Source organism: Megasphaera vaginalis (ex Bordigoni et al. 2020), assembly GCF_900240295.1.
GTDB classification, from domain to species: Bacteria; Bacillota; Negativicutes; order Veillonellales; family Megasphaeraceae; genus Megasphaera; species Megasphaera vaginalis.
On the sequence record NZ_OEQB01000005.1, the window covers coordinates 47,333 to 60,290 of the forward strand.

The following is a 12,958-nucleotide window of genomic DNA, read 5'->3' on the forward strand; positions in this document are numbered from 1 at the left end:
CAACACATTCCCGTCCAGTACGGTTGATCTGATAAGAGGATATGGTATAGTATACATAATCACTTGACCGTACGGCTCTGCTGCAAATCAAAAAACAGGCTCACCACGTAAGGAGGATATATGTCTGTGCCGAATAAAATGTCACCGCCTGCCCGCACGCACGCAGCTACATACATCTTAATAGCAGCCGCCATCATGCTGCTCGCCGCCTTCCCGTTCCGGGACACGTTCTGCGGCGGCTTTTTTACCCATGTTTCATCAGCTGCGCTGATCGGCGGACTGGCAGATTGGTATGCCGTTACCGCTTTATTTCGCCGTCCTTTGGGAATCGCCTTCAAAACGGCAATTATCCCCAACAGCAAGGTCCGCATTGCCGAAATGGCCCGCCACATGGTCGAACATGAAATTCTGACCGTTCCCAACATGTACGCCGTGCTCAAACATCATCCCATTCTAGGCTCTACCTTAGACTACCTGCATACCGGCAAAGGGTTTCAAGCCGCCGAGCGCGTATTCGGACAGATGCTCACTATCTTTCTGTATACGGTGGATATCCAAACGCTGGTGAACGCATTTTCCTCAAAGGGCGGCCAGGCCGTAGAAAAAATAGATTTGGCTCCCATTATGAGCAAAGCCATTAAGATCGGTCTTCGCGGCGAATCTGGCAAAGATTTTCTCGATTTTATGATTCTCTACTTGGAAAAAATTATTCGCAGCGACATGATGGGCCAAGCGATTGGCGAAATTTATGAAGCTTCCTTGCTGCAATATGCGAAACGCAATATCTTTCTAGGCTGGGCGATCAAAACGGCGCTGAAAGTCGAGGTTCTTCGCCCCCCCTACGTAGCTGGAATACTGCAAAAAAAAGGACTTTCTCTGCTGACAGAAGCAAAAGCGGACAACTCCGTGCAGCGTGAACAGGCGCTGCGTTATTTATGGAAAAAGACAGAGCAAATCCAATTCAACGATGATTGGCACAAACGTATTGACAGCTATAAAAACCGCATGTACCAAAGCCTCGTTACGCGTCCCGATACGGGCGAAGCCTGGCAGCGATACATCCGGGATCCGGAAAGACAGCGCCGAATCTGCAATTGGGTAGCTGCCTACGTCATTCGCAAGCTAGAATCATGGCGCGAAAGCCCCGATCGGATTGAGCAGCTGAATCATACGCTGCTCACCTTCCTGTCGCAAGAACTGAAAAAACTGCAGGAATGGTTCGGTAAAACGGCAGAACAGGAAATCCTGAAATATGACGGAACCTACTTGGCGGAGCAATTGGAAAACAGCGTGTGGTATGATCTGCAAGTCATCCGCATCAACGGATCCCTCGTAGGCGCCCTTTTAGGAGCCGTAATTTACCTGATCATGTACGCCGTCAAAGGAGGTGCGTAATATGACCTACCGTCGAAAAGCAAATCTCATTCTCCTCGGCTCATTCATCTGTTTCATCCTTGCCTTCCTGTGGTGGGCTACGCACGATCTTTCCTTGCCGGAACAGCTGCTCCTGTTCGTCATTCAATCAGCCCTCATCGGCAGTATCGCCGACTGGTTCGCCGTCACCGCCTTGTTCGAGAAACCGCTGGGATTTCCCTACCATACGGAACTGCTGTACAGCAATCGGGAACAGATTATCGACAGTATTACTAAAATTATTTCCAAACAGCTGCTGCAGCCCAAGATTTGGCAAGATAAGCTGCGCAACATTTCGTTCATCGATAAATTATCGGTATGGCTGCGCGAACCGGCGGGAAAGGAAAAATTTCGAAATCTGCTTTATGCCGTTTCAATCCGAGCCTACGGTTTTGCTCAAAAAGGAGACACACAACAAGCGATCCTTATTCGTTTACGCAGCTATCTCAAAAAGCAACCGCTCGTCAACTTTTTCCAGGACCGTCTCATTTCCCTGTTGGCTGACCCGAACAGCAACATGTTCACAGATACGCTCAATCTCATCAGAGAACTTATTGCCAGCGACGAATTTGACACGGTGATAAAAGATCTGATCCTGCAATGGCAGGAAGAATCCAAACATTCGACGGTCTCCACGCTGACAATTAACAAAGTACTCGGCATCGTGGACCCGCAAAAAATAGCTCAGGATATCAAAAGCGGCCTGCTCATCTGGCTTGATCATTGGGAACAGGCCGATGCGGCGCAAAAAGAGTGGCTCTGCCGCAAGTTTGAATTGTTTCTCTATTCCATGAGCGGTCAATTGGCCTTCGCCGTCCAGAACTGGCAAGACCAGTTCATCGATTCCCTGCCGCTCGAACAATGGCTCGATGCCACCCAAGGGTCTGTTGAAATCTATTTTACAAGCGGTCAGACAGGACAGGAGGAACTGAAGGATATGTTGGAAACGCAGTTCTTTCGGTACATTGCCTATTGCCGTTCCCATGAATCCGTAAAAAACTGGCTTGATGAACAGATCTGCCGCACCTGTAATATTCTTCTCGAACACGAACACAGTCTCATCGCCATTGCCGTCCGTGACGTCCTGTCAACTTTTGACAAGCGGAAATTTAACGAATTCCTTGAAAACAAACTGGGCGAAGACCTGTCGTGGATCCGCATCAACGGAGCCATTGTGGGCGCATCCATAGGCTTTTGCGTCTTTTCCTTCTTATATTTCCTTTATCAGCCCCTAGTCGTGCCGCTGATCCGTAATTGGGCCTTCACGTAGCCGCAAAGCCACGACTTTCCGTCTTGAAAAACCGTCATATGCGACGAGCTGTCATTTCCTCTTGACAAGATCGCGGCGACGCGTTATCATTACTTTCAACAACTGCATACCGTTTTCATCAAGAGCAGCAGAGGGACTGGCCCTGTGAAGCTGCGGCAACCTCCTTTCGGGGAAAGGTGCTAATTCCAGCGGTTTTACCGACAGATGAAGGAGCATATACACAAGCCGTCATCGTCATGACGGCTTTTCTTTTGTCACTTGAAGACGCTGCTATGCCGGTTGAAATTTATACTCATCATTATAATATACAGGGGGAATTATCAAATGAACGTATCCGTAAAAAAAGTTATCAGTCTCGCCTTAATTGCGGCAACATGTATCTTTGCAGCAGGCTGCGGCAGCTCCGACACTGCCGATACTACAAAAAAAGAAATCAAAGTCGGCGTAACGGCAGGACCGCATGCAGAGGTAATGGAAGAAGTGGCTAAGGAAGCGGCCAAACAGGGCATTACGCTGAAAGTCGTCGAATTTAACGACTATGTCCAGCCGAACAAAGCCCTTGCCGACAAAGACCTCGATATGAACTCCATGCAGCACCAGCCTTACCTTGACAATGTCATCAAGAAACAGGGGCTGAAGTTAACGTCTATCGGCAAATCCATCATCTTGCCGATGGCGGCGTATTCCCATAAATACAAATCCCTTGCCGACGTCACCCCGGGAGCCAAAGTCGCCATTCCGAACGATCCGACAAACGGTGCGCGCGCACTTCTTCTGCTGCAGCAGGCAAAATTGATTACCTTGAAAAACGGCAATTCCGTTGACGCTTCCGTAACCGATATCGTCGAAAATCCGAAGAATTTGCAGTTCGTCGAATTGGATGCCGCTCAGATTTCCCGCTCTCTTGACGATACCGATCTGGCTTGCGTCAATACGAACTACGCGATTCCGGCAGGCCTGAATCCGCAAAAAGACTCGCTCATCGTCGAAGACAAAAACTCGCCTTACGCTAACGTCATCGTCGTTCGTGACGAAGATGCAAACAATGAAACGTACAAAAAGGTCGTCGCCATTTATCAGTCGGAAGCGATTAAAAAGTTTATTGAAGAACACTTCCAAGGCACCATCTTGCCGGCGTTCTAATAAAAAAAACACGCTCTGCAGAGCGTGTTTTTTTATGGCTTAAAGCCCGCTGCTATCGCGCAAGGATCACCGTTATACGCAGGCTGCTCCCAAGAGGTCGACGCCGTCTGTCGGTCCGGTCCGATCTGGCCGCCATCTTTGCGCGCAAAAAAAAGCAGCCACATCACAGGAAAAGGAGGAGCAACAGATGGGCCCCTCCTTTTCCTTACCTATACATGCAGTTCTGCCGTCGAATACAGGCAGGCATATCCGGACAAAGTAACACGGTCGCCGTGTACTTGGCAAAACAGCTCGCCGCCTCGTTGGGAAGCCTGATACGCATGCAACGCCGTCTTCCCCTCACGCGCGGCCCAAATCGGCAAAATATGACAGTGGCCGGAACCGCAGACCGGATCTTCAGGCACTTTGAGCTTCGGCGCAAAGCTGCGGCTGACACAATCATAATCCCGGCCTTTAGCCGTAATATGCAGCAGCAACCCGTCAAGTTCCCGGATCTTCTCCTGATTCGGTTCCGCCTGTCGAACGAAATCTTCATCATCCATGATGCAAACGAGATCCCGCGCCATATACGCGGCCAACGGCCGACGGCCGATCGCCGCCGTCATCGCCGCCGTCACGGCCACAGGCTGCATCGCATACGCCGGAAAATCCATGGAAAACAGTTCCCCTTCACGCCGAACCGTCAAATCGCCGCCCAGCGTATGAAAGTGAAAGACCTGCCGTTCCGGCTCAATAAAATTAGCCAGAACGAACGCCGTTGCCAAGGTTGCATGACCGCAAAGGTCGATTTCTCCTCCCGGCGTAAACCAGCGCAGGCGATAATCATCCCCTTCCGGAACGGTATACGCCGTCTCGGACAAATTATTTTCGATGGCGATCTGCTGCATCAGGCCGTCATCGGGCCAATGATCCAGAACACAGACGACGGCCGGGTTCCCGGTAAAAACGTTTTTTGCAAAAGCGTCCACATGATAGTCTTTCATTTTCCTCTCCTCCTCATACAAATTGCTAAAAACTGTTCCTGTTTTTAGCGTATCACAAAGAAATACGCCATACAATCAAAAGATTGTATGGCGTACAATGTATGGCACACGGACGTGTTGCATCGAAGGGAACACCCTTTCCCGCACGTTATGCCGAAACTTTGCTCTGTGCTTTCCCTTCTTCGAAATTCCAGGGATCTCTCTTGATAAACCCGTCCGAAAAGGGAATGAATACGGATACGACAGCCGAGATGCCCAAGAGATAAATAAACCATGTATACGGCAAGACTTCCAGCGGTGAGACGGTGCCGCCGGCAAAGCCCGTCACGATCAACATTTGCGCCCCATACGGAACCAAGCCTTGGAAAATACTGGAAAAGGTGCTGAGCAAGGCCGCGCTGCGCCGCGGATCGACGTGGAAGGTATAGCAGATCCGCTTGGCAACTTCACCGTTAACAATGATAGCCACCGTATTATTGGCCAAGGCGATGTCCGTAATGGAAACCAGCGCCGAAATGCCGAGTTCAGCTGAAATTTTTCCTTTGATGAATTTCTGTATATTCGTCAACAGATACGCTATGCCCCCGGCTTTGCTGACCATTGCCGCCAAGCCGCCGGTAAACATGGACAAGAGGAAAATATCGTTCATGCTGACAAAGCCTTTATAAATGGCCTGCATAAACGTCAAGAAAGTCAAATCTCCATACGCGATACCGATGAGGCCGGCCAACACCGTCCCCATGACCAGAACCAGAAAAACGTTGACCCCGGCAACGGCCGTCACCAAAACGACGATATACGGAAGCACCTTGATGAGATTAAATTCATGCTCTCCCGTCGTCACAATCGTTTCCGACTGCCCGAAAAAGATCAACAGGATAACGGTAAGGATCGCCGGGACCAGCGTCAGCCAGAAGTTCAGCTTAAATTTATCCTTCATTTCACAGCCCTGCGTCCGCGTCGAAGCGATCGTCGTATCGGAAATGATCGACAAATTATCGCCCAGCATGATGCCGCCCAGAACACAACCCATGATCAGCGGCAGCGATGCGCCCGTCTTGTCGGCAATCCCGATGGCAATAGGACCTACGGCGGCGGCGCTGCCTACCGACGTTCCCGTTGCCGTAGCAATGAATCCGGAAATGATAAAAATACCGGCCGCCAAATATTCCGGCGGAATATACGTCAAGCCGAGATTGACTGTCGAATCAATGCCGCCCATCACCTTGCAAACGGTAGCAAAGCCGCCGGCCAATAAAAAGATCACGCACATAATCAAAATATTGGAATCGCCGCAGCCTTTAACAAAGGTATCGAACTTATCATCAAAAGAACCGCTGATCAAAATAAAGGCTGCCATAACGCCGATGATCGCCGCCAACGGCGCCGGAAACTGGTAAAAAGCCATCGGCACGCCGCTCAGATGAAGAATCATCCCGCTGCCCAGATAAACGGCCACAAAAACGAGAAAAGGAATCAGCGCCTTGCCGCTCGGTTTTACGGTATTTTCTTCCACCACCTTTTTCCCCTTTTCCTCCTCTGTACGAACTTGCTCTTCTGTACTCACAACGATCTCTCCCTTCGATTAAAACACATCTCCTTAACAATACACCGTTAAACAACCATACGCTCTTCCCCTTGACTGCCCCCCGAATCGGTAAAAGAGTTTCGTTCTGTCTTAGCTAAAAAATACGTCAAAAAGATTTAATCCGGCTGTACATCTGCCCCACGAAATATATATGTTAAATTTATCACAATCATATTTATTTGTATAATATATTTTTATTTTAATCATCTATAGAAATTTTCTATATTTTTTTATACCCTGTCTTACTGCAATTATTTTCTTTAAAGCAACACCTCAAAAACAACTGCGCAAAAAAAAGAAGCAGCCAGATCTGCTCTTGCTGCTTCTCGGTGATGAATATGGGTATAGGTTATTTAACGATCAGATCCAACGCCTGCTTCAAATCGGCAATAATATCTTCGGCATCTTCAAGCCCTACGGACAAACGCACCAGGCCTTCGCTGATACCGGCCATTTTGAGTTCTTCACTCGTATACGTCGAGTGCGTCATCGATGCGGCATGTTCGATCAATGTTTCGGCGTCGCCAAGAGATACGGCAAGCTTGCAGACGTGAACGTTGTTCATGACCACGGCGCCTTCTTCTTTACCGCCGTTCAATTCAAAGGAAATCATGCCGCCAGGAAGAGCCATCTGTTTTTTTGCCAGCTCATATTGCGGGAAGCTCTTCAATCCAGGATAGCTGACCGTGGCTACGGCAGGATGGCTTTCGAGGAATTCGGCCACCTTCATCGCGTTGGCGCAATGTTTTTCCATGCGAATCTGCAAGGTCTTCATGCCGCGAGCGATAAGAAAAGCATCGAAAGGACTGAGTACCGTTCCGGTCATATCTTTAATGCCGAAGAGGCGTACTTGGGTGATAAAATCCGTCTTACCGCAAACAAAACCGGCGATAACGTCACCGTGGCCGTTCAGATATTTTGTTGCCGAATGAACGACTACGTCGGCGCCCAATTCTGCCGGCCGCTGGATATACGGCGTGCAGAACGTATTATCGACAATGGCAATACAACCTTCAACAGTGTGCGCGATTTTGCTGATCGCTTCAATATCGACAATTTTCAGCGTCGGATTGGCCGGCGTTTCCATGTAGACGACCTTCGTATTGCTCTTCATCGCTTTTTGCACGGCATCGAGATCGGTCATATCGACAAAGGATACTTCTATGCCGGCGCGAGGCAGCCCGTGATTCATCAAGGCAAAGGTGCAGCCGTAAAGCGTATCACTGGCAACGATGTGGTCACCGGACTGGACAGCCGTCCAAAGAGCCGCCGAAATAGCTCCCATGCCGGAGCCGGTGGAAACGCAAGCTTCCGTATTTTCGAGAATAGCTACTTTTTCTTCGACAACGGCATTCGTCGGATTGCCGAGACGACTGTAAATATAGCCTTCCTCCGCCAACGCAAACCGATTGCCGCCCTGTTCAGCAGAATCGAAAACAAACGTAGAAGTTTGGTAAATAGGCGCTGTCAATGCGCCGAACGTATTTGTCGAAGCACCGCCGTGAATGGCGCGCGTGGCAAATCCCATTTTCATTAACTCTTCTCTTTTCATCCTTCATTCCTCCTGACTGTCGTTGTGTGAAGCCTGATTCGTAATACGGACATACCCTTTTGACACTGCAAAGTATATCATATATAATTTTTTGTGAATAATACCGTGTAGCCTCACAAATGCATAGAAAAAAGTTATGACAGGAGATTCTATATGACACTGCAGCAGTTGAAATATATTATTGAGATTTCAAAATGCGGCTCCATTTCCGCAGCGGCAAACAAATTGTTCATTGCCCAACCGAGCTTAAGCAAGGTCGTAAAGGATTTGGAGGAAGAATTTCAAATCAAGATTCTGCGCCGCAACCGACACGGCATCGCCTTTACACCGGAGGGGACGAAATTTCTCCATTTTGCCAATCACGTGCTGGAAGCTTCAAATACGATGCGCGATTATTTCGCTAAAGAAAGGGCCATGCCGGAGGCTTTGCATTTGTCCATTTCGTCGCAACACTACCTCTTTGCCGTTGACGGCCTGATCAGCTTCATCCTGAATCTGCCGGACACGGCCCGCTATACGCTGCGCATCCACGAAGTACGGACTTCACAAGTAATTCAGGATGTGCTGGTTCAACGCAGCCAGATCGGAATTCTTTACGTTTCCGACATGACGGAACAGTTCATGCATCGCACATTCACCAAAAACGGGCTCGAATTCGTCCCCTTTTTCGACTTTCCGCCGCACGCCTATATCAGCAGCCGGCATCCGTTGTCTTCGCAAAAAGAACTCACTATCGAACAACTCCTTCCCTATCCCTATATCCGCTATGAACAAGGCAGCGATCCGGCCCAGCTGTCGGAAGAAGTGGTGATTCCCAAGGTTTATTCACAAAAGACAATCTACGTCACGGACCGCTCGACAATGCTCAGCATCATCGCCAATACGGATGCCTATAATCTGGGAACCGGTTGCCTCCTGCCCCGCATCGTCGGCCCCGACGTCATTTCCGTGCCGATAAAAGGTCCCGTCGGCACGATGAAGATCGGCTGGGTAAAGAGAAAAAATGCTGCCATGAGTCCGGAAATGACCAAATATATCGCTTATCTGCAAGATTCGCTGAACAAGGTTATGTCCAAAAGCGATTATGTCTCGTAAAATAAAGAACGGCGGTCACCTGTTAGCATGAATACGAACAGGTGACCGCCGTTCTTTATTTCTTTCCTTCATAGGCATATCCGTCCAAAAGGATTTTGAGACGCCGCAAGCCGTCCGTCAGTTCCGCTTCATCCCGCGGTGACGCAATAGCCAGACGAGCGCCGTTGACGGACGCAGCGGCGCCGACGGCAAAGTGTTCCGCACCGTAAATGGAAACACCGGCGGCAGCGGCGTCTTTCTCAAACTCCAGTCCCGTCACGGCAGGCGGCAACGTCAGCCAGCGACTGATACATTCCGCCGTGCCGGCGATGTCATACGCTCCGAGAACAACATTCACCAGGCGATTCCTCCTGGCGACACGTTCGCGGCGCAAACGCAGCAGTTCCTCGTACTTCCCGGAAAGAATCAGGCGTGAAGCCAGTTCCAGCAAAAGTTCCGATTGGGACAAATTAATGGCATGCAACGCCTCGCTGAGAACCGCTGCCTGCGCGGCAGGACAGACGACGTACGCCAGGCGCAAAGACGGCAGCAGCGTTTTCGAAAGGCTGAGCACGTAAATGACCCGATCCGGCGCCAACGCTTTAACCGGCAACAGCGGTTGCGCCAACAAGAGAGAAGTGATCGAGTCTTCTATAATCAGCAGATCATACGTATTCGCCGCTTCAGCCAACATGGTTCTCCCTTCCTTGCTCAGTATATGCGTCGTCGGATTCTGAAAATCGGGAGTAATGTAAAGGCCCTTGATATGATGGTTTTTGACGGCGTAGGCAATTCCGGCGGCACTCATTTCCCCGTTCTCCTGCCCGACAGGAATGAGTCTGATGCCGAAAAGGCGGGCGCTGTCCTTGAAGCCGGAATAAACCAGCGGATCGACGCCGATACGATCGCCGCGCCGAAAGAAAGAAGCCAGAACGGCGGCAATGGCATTCTGCCCGCCGCCGGCTAAAAGCACCGCATCGTTCCGGCCAAGCGAGAGCCCGACCCGCTTCAGCAGGACTGTCGCCGCCGCATCATAAGCGCCCCGCTCCTGACTGTATTGGAAAAAACGACCCCTGCCTTTCTCAAGCAGCATGAGCTGCAGTATTTCGGAAGCCTCGTCCTGCTGCAACGTTTCCGGCATCATCGACGCCATTTCAATCTGCTGCGGCGGCTTTTCTGCTGTTGCCAGATCGGTATTGACCGTATAGGCCACATAGGTTCCGCGGCCTACCTGGGCTGTCAACAATCCCTTATCGGAGCAAAGCCGAAACGCTCTCGTTACGGTACTGACATTCATCCCCAAGTAATCGGCCAATTCCCGCTGCAGCGGCAATTTCGTCCCCGGCAGCAGCGTGCGCTGCCGCACGGCCCGTTCCAACTCCTGCGCCAACACACGATACAGCGGCAACGTTGACGGCGGCAGGACAGGCCGCCAGGTCAGCGGATAATCATCAAATGAATTTATGGACATGGCCCTTTCTCCTTCTTCAGCCTCAGTTTCTGCCGGTATCCAAAACACCGTTCTCCGCAATAGCCTCTTCCATCATGTGCCGCCGGCAGTGCGCGTCAAAAAGATTTCCGGCAACAACGAGTCGATGACGACGACTGCACGAAGCGGTCGCCAATCGAATCTGCTGACGAAAACAGGTATTTCTTAAAATTATAATAATCTCTCCCGTGCAGTGTCAACTGGCCGCCAATAGCGAAGCAAACGCCGCAAGCCGAAAACGGCCGAAACTCCGGCGTCATTAGGCTCGCGGCTGCGAACAAGCGAACAGGCCGGTATACATCTGTATACCGGCCTGTTCGCCTATATCCGATCATCCCTTACTTTCCCAGCGCGTGAACCAGGTCATACTCTTCTTCATCAATACCGTAAATATACCGTTCCGCCTGCTGATAAGGTATGGCCGTAACATGATTATCAATCAGTCCGACAATCACGTTCGCTTTCCCTGCCAATAAGGTATCCACCGCCTTCTGCGCGAATTTCCCCGCCATTTTCGCATCGTACGCAGTCGGTGAACCGCCGCGCTGCAAATACCCCAAAACGGTCAAACTGGGGTTGAGCTCCGCACGATAGTGATGGATATGTTCATATACTTCATTGCCGCTCATCGCTCCTTCGGCGACAATGACGATGCTGCTGCGTTTCCACTGTTTATGTGACTCGATTAATTCATCGGTTACTTCCTTCAGCGTCATTTCCTTTTCAGGGACCAGTACCAATTCAGCGCCGCACGACATGCCCGCCTCCAGAGCGATAAAACCGGCATGGCGCCCCATTACCTCAATAATGGCAACCCGATCATGAGAAAAAGCGGTATCGCGAATCTTATTGACCGCGTTCAGCACCGTATTAACGGCCGTATCATAACCGAGGGTATATTGCGTCCCGGGCATATCATTATCAATCGTACCGGGTATCGTCACCGTCGGCATACCGAGCTCGCTTAGCGCCTGCGCTCCCCGCATTGAGCCGTCTCCGCCAATGACGACTAATGCGTCAATATCGTTCTGCCGCAAAAACGCCATCGCCTTTTGTCTGCCAGCTTCAGTTTCAAACTCTTTTGAGCGCGCCGTTTTCAACAGTGTGCCGCCGCGATGAATGATCCCGCCAACAGATCTTCGATTCAACGGTACACTTTCTCCGTTGATCAATCCTTCATAACCCTTTTGAATACCTTCGACAGCCAACCCTTTATAAATGGCATATCTGGCAATGCCGCGGATAGCCGCATTCATACCGGGGGCATCTCCTCCGCTGGTTAAAACACCTATTTTTTTGATCATTTACGTAGCCGATCCTTTCATCCTGACCATAACCGTCAATTTCGCCTATTAAAATTCCAAGACAACCTTAACCAACGGTTCCGGCCGTTGATCTGCGAAACGCATAGCCGCAGACATTTCTTCTATAGGGAACCTTTTGGTTATAAATCCCTCCGTGCGGATACGGCCGGAAGCCAACGCTTCTATGACAGCCTTGAAATCGTCGCCAGTATACATATTGGAACCGATAACGCGCAGCTCTTTAACTTGAATCAGTCCGAAAGGCGCCGCCACGTCATTCCCCATAACGGCAATCTCGGAAATTGTACCGCCACGTTTGGTAATCTCTGCGGCCTGCACCATGCAAGCGGCATTGCCGAATGCCAAAAAGGTCACATCCACGCCTCTTCCCCCGGTCAAATCCATGATCGTTCGCGCGACGTCGACGGTAAGACTGTTGTAAACATGCGAAGCCCCCATTTCCTTCGCTTTCATCAAATTGAAATCGGAAACATCAATGCCGATGATGGTCTTTACTCCTTGGGAAAGCGCGCTGAGAATCACGCCCAAACCGATGGTGCCGCAGCCGATGACGGCAATGGTGTCGCCTTCCCCCACCCGGTTGCTGCGTACGGCGTGCATACCGACAGCAAGTGGCTCTATCAGCGCTCCCGCGTCAAAAGAAACCGTATCTTGTAAACGGATAACACAGCGTTCCGGCACAACGACAAACTCGCCAAAAGAACCGCTCCAATAGGTAGCGCCCAATATCTTTTTGTCTTCGCAAAGATTATACGCGCCGCTTGCACACAATTCGCAATGGCCGCAGCCATATTGCGGTTCCGCCGTAACCCTGTCGCCAATCTTGCAGGCTGTAACGGCGCTGCCCAGTGCTACAACAACGCCGGAAAATTCATGACCCGATACCAGAGGCGGGACCCGCCAGGCATGCTTTCCATGGTAAGCATGCACTTCAGAGCCGCAAATTCCACTTATTTTCACTTGAATTTTCACACTGTACTCGTCTATCAACTGCGGTTCTTCCAAATCGTTTCTGAAATACGCTTTCATCGGTTTTTCTATAAATCCGCCACGCATGGTTCCTTTTCCCCTTTCCTGCAAAAACTGCCGTCAAGAAACGTTACTGTCCGCCTCTGCAGCAA

11 protein-coding genes and 1 riboswitch are annotated in these 12,958 nt (G+C 50.4%); of the genes, 4 read left to right on the forward strand and 7 right to left on the reverse strand.

Features of this window, described 5'->3' with window-relative positions; all coding sequences use genetic code 11:
* Positions 1 to 126: 126 nt before the first annotated feature.
* The 3 genes from C0977_RS07355 to C0977_RS07365 all read left to right on the forward strand — a co-directional run bounded on the left by C0977_RS07355 (position 127) and on the right by C0977_RS07365 (position 3,826).
* Positions 127 to 1,395, forward strand: coding sequence for a DUF445 family protein (locus C0977_RS07355; RefSeq protein ID WP_234987606.1), 1,269 nt, complete (start codon positions 127 to 129; stop codon positions 1,393 to 1,395).
* Position 1,396: 1 nt separating this feature from the next.
* Complete coding sequence (locus C0977_RS07360; protein ID WP_101912940.1) at positions 1,397 to 2,683, forward strand: DUF445 domain-containing protein; 1,287 nt, start codon at positions 1,397 to 1,399, stop codon at positions 2,681 to 2,683.
* Positions 2,684 to 2,795: 112 nt separating this feature from the next.
* A riboswitch (SAM riboswitch) is annotated at positions 2,796 to 2,894 on the forward strand.
* Between the two features lie 113 nt (positions 2,895 to 3,007).
* Positions 3,008 to 3,826 (forward strand): MetQ/NlpA family ABC transporter substrate-binding protein, encoded by an 819-nt coding sequence (locus C0977_RS07365; protein WP_101912941.1) that lies wholly within the window; start codon positions 3,008 to 3,010, stop codon positions 3,824 to 3,826.
* Positions 3,827 to 4,035: 209 nt separating this feature from the next.
* Here C0977_RS07365 and C0977_RS07370 read toward each other — a convergent pair whose 3' ends face one another.
* The 3 genes from C0977_RS07370 to megL all read right to left on the reverse strand — a co-directional run bounded on the left by C0977_RS07370 (position 4,036) and on the right by megL (position 7,949).
* Positions 4,036 to 4,809: a PhzF family phenazine biosynthesis protein gene (locus tag C0977_RS07370; protein ID WP_101912942.1), complete on the reverse strand. Its 774-nt coding sequence runs from the start codon at positions 4,807 to 4,809 to the stop codon at positions 4,036 to 4,038.
* Between the two features lie 148 nt (positions 4,810 to 4,957).
* Complete coding sequence (locus tag C0977_RS07375; protein ID WP_234987607.1) at positions 4,958 to 6,376, reverse strand: Na+/H+ antiporter NhaC family protein; 1,419 nt, start codon at positions 6,374 to 6,376, stop codon at positions 4,958 to 4,960.
* Between the two features lie 370 nt (positions 6,377 to 6,746).
* The gene (gene megL, locus C0977_RS07380) at positions 6,747 to 7,949 is read right to left on the reverse strand and encodes a methionine gamma-lyase (RefSeq protein WP_101912943.1); all 1,203 of its coding nucleotides are present in this window, start codon (positions 7,947 to 7,949) and stop codon (positions 6,747 to 6,749) included.
* 153 nt (positions 7,950 to 8,102) lie between these two features.
* Here megL and C0977_RS07385 point away from each other — a divergent pair, with 153 nt between their 5' ends.
* Positions 8,103 to 9,044, forward strand: coding sequence for a LysR family transcriptional regulator (locus C0977_RS07385; protein ID WP_101912944.1), 942 nt, complete (start codon positions 8,103 to 8,105; stop codon positions 9,042 to 9,044).
* Between the two features lie 55 nt (positions 9,045 to 9,099).
* On the opposite strand, the gene C0977_RS07390 is transcribed toward C0977_RS07385, so the two are convergent.
* The 4 genes from C0977_RS07390 to C0977_RS07400 all read right to left on the reverse strand — a co-directional run bounded on the left by C0977_RS07390 (position 9,100) and on the right by C0977_RS07400 (position 12,893).
* Positions 9,100 to 10,494 carry a PLP-dependent aminotransferase family protein gene (locus tag C0977_RS07390; protein WP_101912945.1) on the reverse strand — a complete coding sequence of 465 codons (1,395 nt, stop codon included), beginning with the start codon at positions 10,492 to 10,494 and terminating at the stop codon, positions 9,100 to 9,102.
* A gap of 22 nt (positions 10,495 to 10,516) precedes the next feature.
* Positions 10,517 to 10,648: a hypothetical protein gene (locus C0977_RS11235; RefSeq protein WP_268802364.1), complete on the reverse strand. Its 132-nt coding sequence runs from the start codon at positions 10,646 to 10,648 to the stop codon at positions 10,517 to 10,519.
* Positions 10,649 to 10,850: 202 nt separating this feature from the next.
* Positions 10,851 to 11,816, reverse strand: a complete 966-nt coding sequence (pfkA, locus tag C0977_RS07395; protein WP_101912946.1) for a 6-phosphofructokinase — start codon at positions 11,814 to 11,816, stop codon at positions 10,851 to 10,853.
* Between the two features lie 48 nt (positions 11,817 to 11,864).
* Positions 11,865 to 12,893 carry a zinc-dependent alcohol dehydrogenase gene (locus C0977_RS07400; protein ID WP_101912947.1) on the reverse strand — a complete coding sequence of 343 codons (1,029 nt, stop codon included), beginning with the start codon at positions 12,891 to 12,893 and terminating at the stop codon, positions 11,865 to 11,867.
* Positions 12,894 to 12,958: the final 65 nt, after the last annotated feature.

Bases quoted from the DNA above. Each gene is read 5' to 3' on its own strand.
- C0977_RS07370 (WP_101912942.1), bottom strand. From the start codon at position 4,809: ATGAAAGACTATCATGTGGACGCTTTTGCAAAAAACGTTTTTACCGGG.
- megL (WP_101912943.1), bottom strand. From the start codon at position 7,949: ATGAAAAGAGAAGAGTTAATGAAAATGGGATTTGCCACGCGCGCCATT.
- C0977_RS07390 (WP_101912945.1), bottom strand. From the start codon at position 10,494: ATGTCCATAAATTCATTTGATGATTATCCGCTGACCTGGCGGCCTGTC.
- pfkA (WP_101912946.1), bottom strand. From the start codon at position 11,816: ATGATCAAAAAAATAGGTGTTTTAACCAGCGGAGGAGATGCCCCCGGT.
- C0977_RS07360 (WP_101912940.1), top strand. From the start codon at position 1,397: ATGACCTACCGTCGAAAAGCAAATCTCATTCTCCTCGGCTCATTCATC.
- C0977_RS07400 (WP_101912947.1), bottom strand. From the start codon at position 12,893: ATGCGTGGCGGATTTATAGAAAAACCGATGAAAGCGTATTTCAGAAAC.
- C0977_RS07385 (WP_101912944.1), top strand. From the start codon at position 8,103: ATGACACTGCAGCAGTTGAAATATATTATTGAGATTTCAAAATGCGGC.
- C0977_RS07365 (WP_101912941.1), top strand. From the start codon at position 3,008: ATGAACGTATCCGTAAAAAAAGTTATCAGTCTCGCCTTAATTGCGGCA.